13 protein-coding genes are annotated in these 15,286 nt (G+C 71.8%); 5 read left to right on the forward strand and 8 right to left on the reverse strand.

Annotation, left to right across the window (positions count from 1 at the left end; all coding sequences use genetic code 11):
• The 3 genes from OV090_RS25450 to OV090_RS25460 are packed head-to-tail and all read right to left on the reverse strand — an operon-like array spanning position 1 to position 1,746.
• Entirely contained in the window at positions 1-417 is a 417-nt protein-coding gene (locus OV090_RS25450) for a hypothetical protein (protein ID WP_267707202.1), read from the reverse strand.
• Positions 395-943, reverse strand: a complete 549-nt coding sequence (locus OV090_RS25455; RefSeq protein ID WP_267707203.1) for a sigma-70 family RNA polymerase sigma factor — start codon at positions 941-943, stop codon at positions 395-397. Before OV090_RS25455 ends, OV090_RS25450 begins: the two co-directional genes overlap by 23 nt.
• Entirely contained in the window at positions 940-1,746 is an 807-nt protein-coding gene (locus tag OV090_RS25460; protein ID WP_267707204.1) for a hypothetical protein, read from the reverse strand. Before OV090_RS25460 ends, OV090_RS25455 begins: the two co-directional genes overlap by 4 nt.
• 170 nt (positions 1,747-1,916) lie before the next feature.
• Between OV090_RS25460 and OV090_RS25465 the strand changes: the two genes are divergently transcribed.
• Positions 1,917-2,429 (forward strand): NUDIX hydrolase, encoded by a 513-nt coding sequence (locus tag OV090_RS25465; RefSeq protein ID WP_267707205.1) that lies wholly within the window; start codon positions 1,917-1,919, stop codon positions 2,427-2,429.
• Between the two features lie 165 nt (positions 2,430-2,594).
• On the opposite strand, the gene OV090_RS25470 is transcribed toward OV090_RS25465, so the two are convergent.
• On the reverse strand, positions 2,595-3,923 hold the full coding sequence (locus OV090_RS25470; protein ID WP_267707206.1) for a hemolysin family protein: 1,329 nt from the start codon (positions 3,921-3,923) through the stop codon (positions 2,595-2,597).
• Between the two features lie 236 nt (positions 3,924-4,159).
• Here OV090_RS25470 and OV090_RS25475 point away from each other — a divergent pair, with 236 nt between their 5' ends.
• Positions 4,160-4,978 carry a ribulose phosphate epimerase gene (locus tag OV090_RS25475; RefSeq protein ID WP_267707207.1) on the forward strand — a complete coding sequence of 273 codons (819 nt, stop codon included), beginning with the start codon at positions 4,160-4,162 and terminating at the stop codon, positions 4,976-4,978.
• Here the strand turns inward: OV090_RS25475 and OV090_RS25480 are convergent.
• Positions 4,968-5,813 (reverse strand): arylamine N-acetyltransferase, encoded by an 846-nt coding sequence (locus OV090_RS25480; protein ID WP_267707208.1) that lies wholly within the window; start codon positions 5,811-5,813, stop codon positions 4,968-4,970. The two genes, OV090_RS25475 and OV090_RS25480, sit on opposite strands and share 11 nt — an antisense overlap.
• Positions 5,814-5,916: 103 nt before the next feature.
• Here OV090_RS25480 and OV090_RS25485 point away from each other — a divergent pair, with 103 nt between their 5' ends.
• Both OV090_RS25485 and OV090_RS25490 read left to right on the forward strand, forming a co-directional pair.
• Positions 5,917-7,518, forward strand: coding sequence for an aldehyde dehydrogenase family protein (locus OV090_RS25485; RefSeq protein ID WP_267707209.1), 1,602 nt, complete (start codon positions 5,917-5,919; stop codon positions 7,516-7,518).
• A gap of 103 nt (positions 7,519-7,621) precedes the next feature.
• Positions 7,622-9,313: a sodium-dependent transporter gene (locus tag OV090_RS25490; RefSeq protein ID WP_267707210.1), complete on the forward strand. Its 1,692-nt coding sequence runs from the start codon at positions 7,622-7,624 to the stop codon at positions 9,311-9,313.
• A gap of 188 nt (positions 9,314-9,501) precedes the next feature.
• On the opposite strand, the gene OV090_RS25495 is transcribed toward OV090_RS25490, so the two are convergent.
• The 3 genes from OV090_RS25495 to hutH form a co-directional block, all read right to left on the reverse strand.
• Positions 9,502-9,984 (reverse strand): hypothetical protein, encoded by a 483-nt coding sequence (locus OV090_RS25495; protein ID WP_267707211.1) that lies wholly within the window; start codon positions 9,982-9,984, stop codon positions 9,502-9,504.
• Positions 9,985-9,993: 9 nt separating this feature from the next.
• Complete coding sequence (locus OV090_RS25500; RefSeq protein WP_267707212.1) at positions 9,994-10,806, reverse strand: hypothetical protein; 813 nt, start codon at positions 10,804-10,806, stop codon at positions 9,994-9,996.
• 423 nt (positions 10,807-11,229) lie between these two features.
• A complete protein-coding gene (gene hutH / locus OV090_RS25505) occupies positions 11,230-12,777 on the reverse strand; it encodes a histidine ammonia-lyase (protein ID WP_267707213.1) in 1,548 nt (515 codons plus the stop codon).
• A 229-nt stretch (positions 12,778-13,006) separates the two neighbouring features.
• On the opposite strand from hutH, the gene OV090_RS25510 reads away from it, so the two are divergent.
• Positions 13,007-15,202, forward strand: a complete 2,196-nt coding sequence (locus OV090_RS25510) for a serine/threonine-protein kinase (RefSeq protein ID WP_267707214.1) — start codon at positions 13,007-13,009, stop codon at positions 15,200-15,202.
• The last annotated feature ends 84 nt before the right edge of the window (positions 15,203-15,286 follow it).

The raw sequence follows: 15,286 nt of genomic DNA on the forward strand, positions 1-15,286 counted from the left end.
TCATGGGACATGTCCTTTGGCGTCGAGCATGTAGAGGACGACGTCCTGGCGAGGCAGGGCGACGCGGCGGGAGGCGAGGGCGCCGGCGAGCTCGGGGGCGAGCTGCAGCGGTTCGGGCGGCGGCGCGACGCGGCCGAGGCCGATCCAGGCCGGGTGGAGGTCGGTGCGGCCGGCGACGAGGTCGACGGGCGCGGCCGCGGGCGCAGGTGTCGGCGGGGCTGGTGAAGGCGGCACGGCGGGGCGGAGCGACAGGGCGAGGACGGCGGCCGCGGTTGCCAGACCGGCGCCCGCGAGCCACCAGGGCCAGCGCAGAGGGGTAGGCGCGTCCCGGCGAGCCCGCAGGCGCGCGAGGCCGCCGGGGGGCGGATCGAGGACGACGAACATGTCCTTCAGGTCATCTTCGGACGGCGGCTTCACTGCGGGGCTCCTGGGCTTGAAGGTGACGACGGACGCGCTCGGCGGCGGCGTGGCGGCGCGAGCCGACGGTGCCGACGGGGATCCCGAGCGCCGCGGCGATGTCGGCGTACGGAAGCTCGGAGAGCTCGCAGAGGACGAGCACGCGGCGCAGCTTCTCGGGCAAGGCGTCGACCGCGGCGCGCACTGCGGCGGCTCGCTCGGCGCCGAGGACTGCGAGGTCGGGCTGGGCTTCGGAGGTGGCGGGCGAGTCGTCGTCGAAGGCGACGAAGCGACGCAGCGCCCGCCAGCGTCGACGGCTGGCGGCGAGGTTGACGGCGATCCGGTAGACGAAGGCGCCGGCGGTGTCGGGCCGCACGCGCGCGCGCGCCTGCCACAGCCGCGTGAAGGTCTCCTGGACGAGCTCGGCGGACTCGTCGCGGTCCCACAGCCAGCGATACATGACGTTGAACAGGGGCCGCTCCAGCTGCACGAAGAGCCGCTCGACGTCGCCGACCGTGAGGCCGGGCGTGGGGGCCGGATCGGTCACACGCCCCCGGTCCGGAGCTGGCCGCGGACGATGTAGAACAGGGTCTTCGGGCCAGGTTGGGCCTTCGTGTCGCTCGCCTCGAGGCCGGCCTGACCGACGACGAGGAGCTGGCCGAGATCGAGGTGGACGCGCGACTTGAGCTGGTTGCAGTCGTCGGCGCAGCGGGCGAGGTGGCCGCGATCCTTGGCCTGCTGCGCGACGGTGATGTCGAGGTCGGCGACGAGGCGGCCGCTGACCTCGGAGACGGTCTGGCGCGCATGCATGCGAGCGCCGTCGGCCTCGGCGCGGTCGTCGACGAGGGAGGAGAGGTGCATCGACTCGTGCAAGCGGAAGCGCATCGGGCCCTGGGAGGCGACGATCGCTTGCAGCGCGGGGGCGATGTCGGGGACGGTGTCGACGCCCTCGGCGGCTTGGGCGGGCTCGCCGACGACGATCCAGTAGTCCAGCTCCGCAGTGCGCACGGGCGGGGCCTTGCTCGGATCGAGGCCGGCGATCAGGGCCGCGACGCCGTCCTGGATCCCCGGCGGGGCGACGACGACGAGGCGGCCGTCGGGCAAGCGCTCGACGGTGCCGAGCGGGGGGAGGTCCTTGCCGCTCGAGAGGGCGCTGGCGAGGGCTTGCTCGATCGAGCGCGCCTGCTCGGGCGGGACGGCGTAGGTGCGGAGGAGCGGCTCGTCGCTGGTGGCGGGCTCGGCGACGACTGTCGGGGCCGGCGGGGCCGCGGGCACGGGAGCGGCCGGCGGGGTCTGGCAGGCGAGCAGGAGGGGGAAGGCGAGGAGGAGGCGGTGGATCGGGCGGGGCATGGGGCTCCGGGGTGCGGTCGATCGGGCTCTACGCGCGGCGCCGGCGAGCCTTCGAAAATTTTTTCACGGCCGGAACGATTGCCGCGCCAGTGGCGCTTTGTGTCTCTTGGGACATGTCCATGGAGGCATGCGGGGGACGGTCGCGGCGTGGTCGTGGTATCACCGGGGCGATGCGCGAGCGAGACCGCCTGGAGGTGTTCGACGCCGGGTTCTTTCGCGTCGAGCGGGTGAACCTCGAGGGCCGCGCGTCGCCGGTGACTCTGCTGCGGATGCCGGACTGGGTGATGGCGGTGGCGATCGACGCGGCGGGGCAGTTCGTGCTGGTCCGCCAGTATCGCTTCGGGATCGCGGCGGACACGGTGGAGCCCGCCGGGGGGCTGGTCGACGCGGGCGAGCCGCCGGAGCGCGCGGCGCTGCGAGAGCTGCGCGAAGAGACAGGTTACGCGGGGACCACGGCGGAGCCGCTGGGTTTCACGCACCCCAACCCGGTCCTGCAGGACAACCGCTGCCACTTCTTCCTGGTGCGCGGGGTCGTGCGCGTGGGTGCGCCGCACCCGGACGCGGAGGAGGTGGTGACGCCGGTGGTCATGGGGCGCGAGGAGATCGAGGCGACGCTGCGCGAGGGTCGGTTCGCCCACGCGCTGGCCGAGCTGGCGTTGCGCCGGGCGCTGGCGGTGCTGTGAGTCCGTATGTCCTTCGGGACATGTCGTGAAGAGACGACCGAGATGTCCTTGGGGACATGTCGAGTGTGCGGGGCGACGTCGTCGCGGCCGCGCGAGGTTCTCGCCTCGGGCGGCCGCGAGTCGGAGTCGCCTTCTGGGCCCGCGGGGGCGCCCCGGGGGCCGGCCTCAGGCGGGCGTTTCGACCGTCGGAGGCTGCTTGCGGTAGGCGCGGATCTTGATGACCCGGCGCTCGTCGGCCTCGGCGACGTGGAAGGTCCAGCCCTCGGCTTCGACCTCCTCGCCGACCTGCGGGATGTACTGGAACTTGTGGAACAGGAAGCCCGAGAGCGTCTCGTAGTTGCCCTGGATCTCGTCGTCCAGATCGACCGCCAGGGTCTTCTCGACCTCGGACACGTTGATCATGGCGTCGAAGAGGAAGGTGCCGTCGCCGACGTCGCGGACCTGCTTCTCTTCCTCGGGCTCGTCGTTCTCGTCGTAGATCTCGCCGACGACCTCCTCGAGCGCGTCCTCGAGGGTGACGACGCCGGCGGTGCCGCCGAACTCGTCGACGACGATGGCCATGTGGGTCTTCTTCTTCTGGAACAGCGAGAACAGGTCGATGACCTTCATGTTCTCGGGGGCGAACACGGCCGGGCGAGCGACGCTGCCGAGGGTGACCTCGTCGAGGCGGTCGAGGTACTTGAGCACGTCGCCGACGTAGGCGATGCCGACGATCTTGTCGTTGGTGTCGCGGTAGATCGGGACGCGCGAGTACTGGTGCTCCTCGTTGATCGTCATGAAGCGGCGCAGCGAGAGGTTCTCCTCGAGCGCGATCATGTCGACGCGCGGGGTCATGATCGCGCGCACCGGCGTGTCCGACAGGTCGAACACGTTGTTGAGGAGCTCCTTCTCCTGCTCCTCGAGCACGCCCTCCTGGCGCGAGGCCGAGACGATCATCCGGATCTCCTCTTCGGAGTGGGCCGAGTGATGCCCCGGCACGGGCCGCAGGCCGAACATGCGCACGACGCCGTTGCCGGTGACGTTGAGCACCCAGATGACCGGGCGGAACAGCGTGGTGAAGGCGATCATCGGCACGGAGATCGCCAGCGAGACCTGCTCGGCCCGCTGCAGCGCCAGCGACTTGGGCGCCAGCTCGCCGAACACGATGTGCAGCGCGGTCGACAGGCCGAAGGCGAGCGCGAACGAGATGGTCTTCACGTTGTCGGCGTGAACGCCCCACTCGAGCAGGCTCGGCGCGACGAGGTGCTCGATCGCGGGCTCGGCGATGAAGCCGATCAAGAGGCTCGCCATCGTGATGCCGAGCTGGGTGGCGGCGATGTAGAGGTCGAGGTCTTGCAGCACCTTGTGGGTCAGGCGCGCGAGCGTATTGCCTTCGTTGGCGAGCTGCTCGATCCGGGTGCGACGCACGCTGACGAGCGCGAACTCGGCCGCGACGAAGAATCCGTTCATCAAGACGAGGAAGAACAGCGAGACGAGTCGCAGGAGGTCGCTCATCGACTGTCGCTGCTCCTCGGCCCGTCCAATCGGCCGTGGGCCTTACTGGGGGGGTCGCCCATAGGGTCCGCAGAGTGTAGCAAGCTTTGTCCGCGACGCGCGCCGCTGGGCACGCCTGCGGCGGAGATCGCGCAAGAGCGACTGTGAGGCCGCAGAAGCGGCCCCAGAGGCGCTGCGCGGCCATGCGCGCGTGGTAGGCTGGCCTGATGACCAGGTTCGGACCGTCGGGGTTTGTCGTGCTTCTCACACTCGCGGGCTGCGTGACGGGCGAGCAAGGCGAGGAGTCCGAGAGCGAGGGCCCCGGCGGCTCCGACGCGTCGGCGACGACGGACGATGCGCAGACCTCGTCGTCGGCGCCGACGACCAGCGGCAGCACCGGCGAGGTCTCCGGCGAGTGCAGCGTGTGGGCGCAAGACTGTCCCGCCGGCGCGAAGTGCGTGCCGTTCGACTCGACGGGTACGGGGGTCGTCGACGGCACGCGCTGCGTCGAGATCACCAGCCCGGCCGGCAAGGCAGGCGATCCTTGCTCGGCCGAGGGCGGGATCGTCGGCCTCGACGACTGCGACGCCGGTCTGCTGTGCTGGTTGCTCGACGCCGACGGCCTCGGCACCTGCACGCCGATGTGCAGCGGTACGCCGGCCTCGCCGACGTGCGAGGGCGGGCTGGTGTGCGACGTGTCGACGGGCGGGCTCTTGCCGCTGTGCCTGACGACCTGCAACCCGCTGGCGCCGACCTGCCCGATCGGACAGATCTGCATCCCGAGCATGTCGATCGGCTTCGTCTGCGACGGCGACGTCAGCGGCGACGCCGGCTTCTATGGCGACCCGTGCGAGTTCCTCAACGTGTGCGACCCGGGCCTGCTGTGCGCGGCCGCCACGAACGTGCCGGGCTGCGACGCGCCGGGCTGCTGCACCGAGTTCTGCGACCTGTCGCTGGCGCAGTCGATGCCCGGCATGTGCTCGGGCGCGCCGGACCAGGAGTGCCTGCCGTTCTTCGACCAGGGGACGGCGCCGCCCGGGCTCGAAGACGTCGGCCTGTGCGGGATCAAGCAGTAGCGCCGTCGAAGATGTCGACGCCGCGGGCCCGCAGGGCGTCGACGGCCTCGCGCACCGGCATGCGCGGCAGCTGCAGCGCCTCGTGGACGATCGCCTCGAGCTCGTCGATGTCGCGGATCGGGGTGACCGTGGTGATGTTGTGGTGGGTGGTGACGAGTCGGTTGTTGTCGATCTCGAGCACGCGGCTGGCGAAGAAGCGGATGATATTGAGCCGCCGCATCAGCGGGGCGTCGGCCGCGTGGGTGCGCTCGATGGCGGCGCCGAAGCCGTCGGGGGTGACCGGCGGCGGCTTGGCGACGTAGCTGTGGACGCGGGTGTTCTTGCGCAGGGTGACGACCTCGACGGCTTCGCGGTGCGAGGCGTGGCGATCGAGGGTGTAGCTGACGTCGCCGTGGGGGATGTGCAGCGGCAGCGAGTCGAGCGGGATCGGGTGGTAGAACGGTGCGCCGTGGCCGACGTCGACCAGGTGCAGCTGATCCTCGAAGCTCACCCGGCACACTGCGTGCGCCCGCGGGACGCCGCCGGCGTCGGCGGCCAGGAGCTCGACGTCGTAGTCGAGGAACTGCAGCAGCGCGGCGAAGTGGACGTTGAGCGCGTGGCAGGTGCCGCCGAGGTCCTGGTCGCCGATGCCGCGCAAGAACTCCTCGATCGGCGGGATCGCGTTCTTCGGCGCGTCGGCTGGGAGCAGCAGCTTGGACACGTTCTCGAACGGGATCTTGATGAGGTGGCTGCTGACGAGCTCGTGGAGCCCGGGGTCGCCCACCCACCCGAGGAGCCCGAGGTAGCGGCGGAACAGGTCGTCAGGACGGCTGGTCGTCATGGCAGCACGGGGCATGGTAGCAGCATCTCGGGCCCGCGGGCACGTCGCGTCGGGGCGGCCCTTTGCTAAACTCACCCCCCTCGCACGGGCCGCCGCCCGCGACCGAAGGCTTTTGGACATGAGCGCCTCCCAGACCTCCGCCCCTTCCACTCCTCGTCCCGCGGGCCCCGACGGGGCCGCCTCGCCGCGCCGGCTGCTCGAGAAGCTGAGCCCCGTCAGCGGCGCCCGGCTGGGCGACTTCCCCGTGGCCGACGAGGCCGAGGTCCGCGCCGCGGTGGCCCGGGCCCGGGCGGCCTTCCCGGACTGGCGCGACACGCCGCTGGCGGCCCGCATCGAGGTCCTGGGCCGCGTCAAGCAGGTCCTCGCCGAGCAGGGCGAGCACTACGCCCGCAAGATCAGCGAAGACACCGGCAAGCCGACGTTCGAGGCGACGATGATGGAGATCGGCGCCGTCCCGCTGCTGCTCGATTACATGCTGCGCCGCGCGCCGGTGCTGCTGCGGCGCCAGAAGGTGTCGACGCCGATCGTCCTGCCCGGCAAGTCGGGGTTCATCGAGCACTTCCCCCGCGGGGTCATCGGCATCATCTCGCCGTGGAACTTCCCGTTCCAGCTGGCGGTGGTGCCGGTGCTGTCGGCGCTGATCGGCGGCAACGCCGTGGTGCTGAAGCAGTCGGAGATCACGCCGATCGTGGCCGGCGTGGTCGAGGACCTGTTCCGCCGGATCGGTCTGCCCGCAGGGGTGGTGGAGATCGTCCACGGCGACGGCTCGACGGGCGCGGCGCTGACGCGGGCCGAGGTCGACATGCTGTTCTTCACCGGCTCGGTGGCGACCGGCCGCAAGGTGATGGCGGCGGCCGCCCAGCGCCCGATCCCGGTCGAGCTCGAGCTCGGCGGCAAGGACGCGATGATCGTGTGCGCCGACGCCAACCTCGAGCGCGCGGCCGAGGCCGCAGTGTGGGGCGGGCTCGTCAACTGCGGTCAGGCCTGCGTGTCGGTCGAGCGCATCTTCGTGGTCGACGCGATCCACGACCGCTTCGTCGAGAAGGTGCGCGAGAAGGTGTCCAGGGTGACCGTGGGCGGGCCCGACGAGCAGGCCGACATGGGGCCGCTGACGTCGAGCGCGCAGCTCGGCATCGTCGAGCGCCACGTGAACTCGGCGGTCGCGGCGGGGGCGAAGGTGGTGTTCGGGGGCGAGAAGCTGCAGCGCCCGGGCCAGTTCTTCGCGCCGACGCTGCTCACGGGGGTGACGCCGGAGATGGAGATCTTCCGTGAAGAGACGTTCGGGCCGGTGCTGCCGGTGATCCGCGTGCGCGACGAGGACGAGGCGGTGCGCCTGGCCAACGCCAGCGAGTTCGGGCTGGCCGGCAGCGTGTGGACGCAGGACATCGACAAGGGGCTGCGCCTGGCCTCGCGCATGGAGTGCGGGCAGGTCTCGGTGAACGACGTGATCCAGTCGGTGGGCCACCCGGCGCTGCCGTTCGGCGGGGTGCGCTCGTCGGGGATCGGCCGCTACCACGGCGACGCGGGCATCCTCGCGTTCATGAACACCCGCGGGATCATGGTCGACCGCGGGTTCCTGAACAGCGAGCCGCTGTGGTTCCCGTACGCGGGCAAGGTGTCGCACGGCTTCGAGCTGCTGAAGGGGATCACGACCCGCAGCCTGGGCAGCCTGGTGAAGGGCTTCCTCGGCCTCCGCAAGAAGATGACGCGTCCGAAGTGACAGGCGGGCGGGCCGGCCGCCTGTCCCGGAAGACAGGTGGCCGGGGCGGCGAGCGGGCCGCGGCGGTTGAACAAGCCGGGCCCGCCGGGTACCTTCGCCGGCGATGGCGTCAGGTCCACCGTCCGGGGCGAAGAAGGAGCAATGGGGCACGCGCGTCGGCCTGGTGCTGGCGGTCGCCGGCAACGCCGTCGGCCTCGGCAATTTCCTCCGCTTCCCGGCCCAGGCGGCCCAGAACGGCGGCGGCGCGTTCCTGGTGCCGTACCTGATCTCCTTCGTGCTGATGGGCCTGCCGATCCTGTGGGTCGAGTGGGCCATCGGCCGCCACGGCGGGCAGTACGGCCATCACAGCGCGCCGGGGATGTTCGCCCGCCTCGGCCGCGCGCGCTGGCTCAAGTACGTCGGCGTGTTCGGCCTGTTCACCAACCTGACGGTGGCGGCCTACTACTGTTACATCGAGTCGTGGACGCTGGCGTACGTGTGGCACTCGCTGCGCGGGACGTTCGAGGCGACGCCGCCGACGACGTTCTTCCCCGAGTACCTCGGCACGACCAACGCCGACATCGCCGCGATCCCGTACGAGGCGGCCGGGTTCTTCCTCGCCACTCTGGCGCTCAACGTGTGGCTGCTGTCGCGCGGGCTGGTCCGCGGGGTCGAGCTGGCGGCCAAGATCGGGATGCCGCTGCTGCTCGGCTTCGGCGCGGTGCTGGCGATCAAGGGCCTGTTCCTCGGGACAGGTGACCCGGGGGTGGTCGAGAGCCCGCTGGTCGGCCTCAACTTCGTGTGGGAGCCGCAGGCGTCGGGGCTGTTCAACCCGAGCACGTGGCTGGCGGCGGCCGGGCAGATCTTCTTCACCCTGTCGGTCGGGATGGGCTCGATCCACTGCTACGCGGCCTACCTGCGCGAGCGGGACGACATCGCCCTCAACGCGACCACGGCCGGCACGGTCAACGAGTTCGTCGAGGTCATCCTCGGCGGGTCGATCCTGATCCCGATCGCCACGGCCTACCTCGGCCTGGCGGCGGTGCAGGCGGCCACCGCCGGCGGCTCGGGCTTCGGCCTCGGGTTCCTGACGCTGCCGACGCTGTTCAACCAGTGGGGCTGGTTCGGGCCGATCGCAGGGGCGATGTGGTTCGGCCTGCTGTTCTTCGCCGGCATCACGTCGTCGCTGGCGATGGGCCAGCCGGTGCTGGCGTTCCTGCAGGACGAGTTCAAGGTGCGCCGCGAGAAGGCGGCGCTGGGCTTCGGCCTGGCGACGCTGCTGCTCGGCGGGCTGGTGGTGGTGCTGTACCCGGGCGGGACGTTCGACGAGTTCGACTTCTGGACCGGGACGTTCTCGCTGATCGTGTTTGCGCTGGCCGAGGTGCTGATCTTCGGCTGGATCTTCGGCATCGACCGCGGCTGGGCCGAGCTCAACAAGGGCGCCGATCTGCGCCTGCCGGGCTTCTACAAGTACGTCATCAAGTACGTGACGCCGCTGTTCATCCTGGTCGTGCTGTTCGGCGCGATGGTCAAGCCGAGCGTCGGCTGGAGCGAGGCGGCGTCGCAGCTGATGAGCACCGGGAGCTGGCCGTTCGCGGTCGACAGCGTGCTCGGCAAGCTGCTCCACGTCGGCGAGACCGGCGGCTACTTCGACGCGAGCGGCAAGATCACGCCGATGTTCGTCAAGGACCTGACGCGCGTGATCCTGCTGACCGTGTTCGCCATGATCGCGGCGCTGGTGTGGCGGGCGTTCCGCGGCCGCAACATCGAGGCGAGCACGCAGCGCCCGGACGAACAAGAAGGAGGTGCGTCGTGAGCACGAGCGCGTGGATGATGCTGAGCTGCACGTGGCTGCTGGTCGGCGGGATGACGATCTATCTGATCGCCAAGGTGCTGCGCACGCCGCCCCGACCGTAGCGGCGAACGGCGGTACTCGGCCGTTCGGGCCTCGGACGCCGGGGGCTCACGCTGTCGTCGCCAGCGCCCTGAGCGGCCCGAGGCGGTTCAGACGGCGCCGGCAGGGCGCAGGCGTGGGAGCAGCAGGATCGACTTGCCTGGGCGGGCGGCGAGCGCCTGTTCGAAGGGACAGGCGACATGGTCGAAGGGGCAGGTGAAGCCCGCCGGGATCGCGCCGCGGGCGAGGGCGAGGCGGGCCTGCGGATGGGCGCGACAGATGTGGAAGGTGCGCTCGACGAGGAAGAACTGGACGCCGGTGTTGCTGATGAACTCGCACAGCTCCTGCTTCCACATGGCAGTCTCGGGCGCGTTCTCGGGGTCGACGTACATGCCGTGGAGCTCGATCGGGAGCTCGTGCCACTCGGTCTTGCCGTCGACGATCGTGGCGTAGAAGGCGGTGTCCTCGGCGCGCTGATCGTAGAGGGCGGTGAACTCGGCCCGCGCGGCGTCGTCGAGGCCGGCCCACCAGGCCTCGATGGTGGCGAGGTGGTCGCGGGAGAGCAGGCGCGTGGCCTCGGCGGGCAGGTCCATGGCCGGGTCTCAGGGGCCGAAGACGGTGCAGATGAAGGGGCCGGAGTTCGGCAGGAGGCTGGCGGCGCACATCTTGGCCCACTCCTCGGGGCCGAGAGTGCCGGCGAGCAGGCCCATGCAGTGCTCGCCGTTCTCGCTGCAGGGGAAGTCGCCCGCCTCGCATGTCAGCAGGGGGAAGATCGCCTGGTAGGCCTGCTTGAGCTCGGCGTCGGCGCCGGGGCACATGTAGACGCCGTCGCAGTGGGTGCCCTGGGTGATGGGGGGCTTGGCCAGGCCGGCGCCGTCGAATTCGTCGGGGTTGCAATGATCGGCGGCGGCGCAGCTCAGCGCGCAGGCGGCCGCGCTGGGGAAGAACTTGTCGCAATCGGGGGCGCAGCTGCAGCCGGAGCGCAGGGTGCACTCGGTGCCGTCGAAGGCGAAGCCGAGCACCGCCGCGCACTCGCCGTAGTCGCCGGTGGCCGGGGCGCACTGCGGGTCGACTGCGCCGGTGTCCTCGGTGGTGGCGGTGCCGGGGCTGGTGGTCGAGGTCGTGGTGGTCGCGGGCTCGGTGGTCGAGGTCGCGGGCTCGGTGGTCGAGGTCGAGGTCGCGGGCTCGGTGGTCGCGGTCGTCGAGGTCGAGGTGGTCGGCGCCGAGGTCATGCCGCCGGTCGCGGTGCCGCCGGTGGTGGTGGTGAGGTCGCCGGTGGGCGCTGTGGTGCCGGGGCTGGTGCCGGTGGCGGTGCTCGTGGCAGTGCCGGTGCCGCCGGTGGTCTCGGTGGTGCCGGGCTCGCCGTTGCAAGCGAGCAGGGCGGCGAGGACGACTGCGAAATTAAGCGAGCGCATGGCGACGAGGGTAGGGCGGACCGGGGCGCGTCGCAAGCGCAGGGCCGCGGGCCGGCGGCCGGGACCGTACTGCGGCGAAGGGCGAGGTCGCACGTGAGCTGTCTTTGGAGACATGTGCGGGCGCGCGGGTCCGGCGATTCGGACAGCGCCGGGGCGTGAGGTCGCGGGGGAGCAGGCCGCGCGCCGGCTGGCCCGGGAGACATGGACCCGAGGCTCGGTCGGACATCGCCGGACGCGGATGTCGCGGCCGAGCATCGGCTGTCCTGAGAGACATGTGCGGCCGGACCGGGCGATTCGGACCGTGGCCGCGCCGAGGCGTGACAGGTTCGAATGGACATGTCGATTCAGACATGTCCATTCGGACTTATGATGATGGCGCGGCCTTCGTCCGCGAGGCGCTCGGTCGGGGCGCCGGGCGCCGACTCAGGCGCGGTCGAGCGGCGAGGCGACGCCGGCGGCCTGGCGCAGCTCGCCGCGGACGATCGCGGCGGCCAGGGCCTCGGTCTCGGCGCTGGGGCTGCGGTCGCCGGTCCAGGGGCCGGCGTGGGCGCGGATCGCCGCGTGGACCCGGCGCAGCGGCGCGCTGGTCGGGTGCTCGCGCAGGTCGAGGCCGCGGGCGGCGGCGATCGCCTCGATGGCGAGCACGCGCGCGAGGTTGTCGACGACGCTCCGCAGCTTGCGGGCGGCGATGGGCCCCATGCTGACGTGGTCCTCCTTGCCGGCCGAGGTCGGGATGGTGTCGACCGAGGCGGGGAAGCTGAGCGACTTGCACTCGCTGGCCAGCGCGGAGGCGGTGACGTGGGCCATCATCAGGCCGCTCTCGACACCTGGCCTTTCGGCCAGGAAGGCCGGGAGGCCGCGCGAGGTCACCGGGTTGAGCATGCGGTCGGTGCGGCGCTCGCTGATGGTGGCGAGGGTGGTGAGCGCGGCCGTCATGTGATCGAGCGGGAGGGCGACGGTGCCGGCGTGGAAGTTGCCGCCGCTCAGGACGTCGAAGCCGCCGCCCTCGTGCGCCAGCACCAGCGGGTTGTCGGTGAAGCTGTTGAGCTCGATGCGCACGGCGCCGGCGACGTAGGCGAAGGCGTCGCGCGCGGCCCCGTGGACCTGCGGCATGCAGCGGAGGGCGTAGGCGTCCTGGACCTCGCCGCAGTCGCTGTGCGAGGCGCGGAGCGGCGAGTCGATCAGGAGGGCGCGGGCGACTGCGGCGCTCTCGCGCTGGCCGACGTGCGGCTTGCCGGCGTGGATCCGCGGGTCGGTGGCGGTGACTGTGCCGAGCAGGGCGTCGAGGCTGAGGCTGCCGATGATGTCGGCGGCGGCGATCAGCTCGGCGGCGTCGCACAGGGCGAGGGCGCCGACGGCCGTGGTGACCTGGGTGCCGTTGATGAGGCTCAGGCCCTCCTTGGGGCCGAGGCGCAGCGGGGTCAGGCCGGCGCGCGCGAGGGCCTCGGCGCCGGAGATGATCTGTCCTTCGGACCAGGCGAGGCCCTCGCCGATGGCGACGAGGGCGAGGTGGGCGAGCGGGGCCAGGTCACCGCTGGCGCCGACGCTGCCCTGGCAGGGGACGACGGGGAGGACGTCGCGGGCCAGCATCTGCAGCAGGAACTCGGGGACGGCCGGCGACACGCCGCTGGCCCCGAGCGCGAGGGTGTGGGCGCGCAGCAGCAGCAGGGCGCGCACGACGTCGGCGGCGAACGCCGGGCCGACCCCGGCCGCGTGGCTGCGCAGCAGGTTCTGCTGCAAGATCCCGAGCTCGTCGGGGGCGATCTTCGCGTCGGACAGGGCGCCGAAGCCGGTGTTGACGCCGTAGATGATCGCGCCGCCGGCCAGGGCCTGCTCGAGGTGATCCCGCGTCTGTCGCAGCTCGTCGCGCGCCTCGGCGGCGAGCGAGACGGCGGCGCCGCGGCGGGCAACAGCGTCCACGTCGCGCAGGGCTATCGTGTGGCCGATCACGACGGAAACAGGGCTCGTCATGGCGAGGGAGCCTACCCCCGACGACCCCGAACCGTGTGCGCGGCTGCCAGGGAGGTGCCGCACGCGGCCGACGTGCATGCGGCAGCGCAGGCAAAGGCGCTCGCGGGCGCGTCGGGCCGATCGCGCCGGCGAGCTCGGGTGCTCGCTCCAGCAGGTCGCGGCGGCGGCGCTCGGGCAGGGCCCTGTCTGCGTTGACCGCGCCGCGCTGCCCGCTTAGGCTGGGCCGGACATGAAGCGCTGCCCGGTCTGCGGCACGGAGTACCCCGTGTCTCAAGGCTTTTGCCCGATGGACGGCAACCCGCTGGCCGAGGAATCGAGCGGGCGCACGAACCAGGACTGGCGGGTCCCGGCGCGCGCCCCCGAGATCGCGGTCGCAGAAGCTGCGGTCCACCTGGCGGACTCGCGCTCACCCGCGCGCACCGTGGTCGCGTTGCGCCCGCCCGTTGGGCCAGGTCCTCAGGGGCAGGTCCCAAAGGCCAGCAACGGCGGCGCCGCATTGATGCAGGCGCCGACGGCCGCGGCGGTGCCGGTCGACCAGCCGCTGCCGAACGGGGCGTTCTTCCCCGCGGGCGGGCTGTCGCGGCCGAAGAGTGAGGCGCTCAAGGCGGCGCCGCCCGAGGAGGCGCTGGTCGGTCGCGTGCTCGACCAGCGCTACCGCATCGAGGAGCCGATCGGGTTCGGCGGCATGGGCGTGGTCTACAAGGCGCGCCACGTCATCATCGACAAGCCGCTGGCGATCAAGCTGCTGCGCCAGGAGCACGCGACGCAGGCCGACATCATCAAGCGCTTCTTGCTCGAGGCGCAGGTGGCGTCGCGGGTCAAGCACCCGAACATCGTCGACATCAGCGACTACGGCCAGATCCCGGGCGGCACCGCGTACTACGCGATGGAGTTCCTGACCGGCGAGACGCTGGCGGCCCGCATCGATCGCGGCGGTCGGCTCGAGCCGCAGCTGGCGCTCGAGATCGCGGGGCAGATCCTGGCCGGTCTGCAGGCGGCGCACGCCGGCAAGATCATCCACCGCGATCTCAAGAGCGAGAACATCTTCTTGTGCGACGGGCCCGACGGCGGGCTGCAGATCAAGATCCTCGACTTCGGCATCGCCCGCGTGCGCGACAAGAAGACGCGGCTCACCGCCAACGGGGCGCTGATCGGCACGCCGGCGTACATGTCGCCCGAGCAGGCGCAGGGCCAGGACGCCGACGAGCGCTCCGACCTCTACGCGTTCGGCGTGATCCTGTTCGAGATGCTGGCCGGGCGCGTGCCGTTCAAGCTGGCGACCGTGGCGATGGTGTTGTCGGCGCAGATCTTCGACACGCCGCCGGGGCTGCGAGAGGTCGAGCCGGCCGCGCCGGACGTGCCGAACATCGAGCGGCTGATCCGCCTGCTGCTGGCCAAGAACCGCGACGAGCGGCCGCAGACCGCGGCCGAGGCGCTGAGCTTGCTGAAGGCGGCGGCCGAGCTCGACGCGGCGCCCAACTCGGGGCGCGGGCGCCGGCCGACGGTGACGCTCGGCTCGTGGGGTGTGGCCGAGGGCAACGTGCAGACGACGGCTCGCGGCGAGACGCCGGTGCCGCCCGCGGCGCCGGACTCCGACGAGCTGGGCGACGCGGCGACGACCCGGGCGGTGTCGCCGTCCGGGCGGATCGAGCGGCGGCCCAGCGTGATCGTCCAGCACGGGACGCACGTCGAGCGGATCGCCGCGCCACCGACGAGGGCGCAGACCGGCGAGATCCCAGGGCGCCCGGCGAGCACCGGCTTCATGCCCGCGCCGCGAGCGGCGAACGGCGGGCCGCCGACGCTGCTCATCGTCGCGGCCGCGGCGAGCATCGGCGCCGCGCTTACGGTGACGCTCTACAAGCAGTACTACCGCAAGCCTCAGGCGGCGCCGCCCGCCGCGACGGCGCCGGCAGTGCTGCCGCTGCCGCCGGAGCGGGTCAACCTGACCTTCGAGTCCGATCCGCCGGGGGCCAAGGTGCTGCGCGACGGGGTCGAGGAGCTCGGCGTGACGCCGTTCGTGCTCGCGGTCGATCCCCAGGGGCCGCTCCGCCGATACGTGTTTCGCCTCGCAGATCACCAGGACACGGCGACCGAGGTCGCACCGGGCAAGTCTCACGAGAAGGTGCGCGTGGTCATGCGACCCCTGCCGCCTCCGGCGCCGCCGAGCCCGCCCGTGGAGCCGGTCCCCGCGGTCGTGGGCACCTCGCCGACACCGACGCCGCCTTCGCCTGCGCCCACGCCTGCGCCCGCCGATGCAAAGACGGGCACGAAGACGCCGAAGGGGAATGCCAAGCCGCCGCCGCCGTCCAAGACTCCGGCGACGGAGACCACCTCGGCGCCGCTACCGGAGCAAAAGCCGGTGGAGCCGGAAGCCGAAGAGAGCGACATCGGCGAGCTGAAGAACCCGTTTCCCAAGAAGAAGTGACGGGTCGATCGTGAGGTCCGGGGGCGAATGGCCCAGTACCCGGACCGGCCAGTAAGGTGGTAAGCACGCGGGCAGCCGGAGCAT

It is taken from the genome of Nannocystis sp. RBIL2 (assembly GCF_026626745.1).
Classification (GTDB): Bacteria; Myxococcota_A; Polyangia; order Nannocystales; family Nannocystaceae; genus Nannocystis.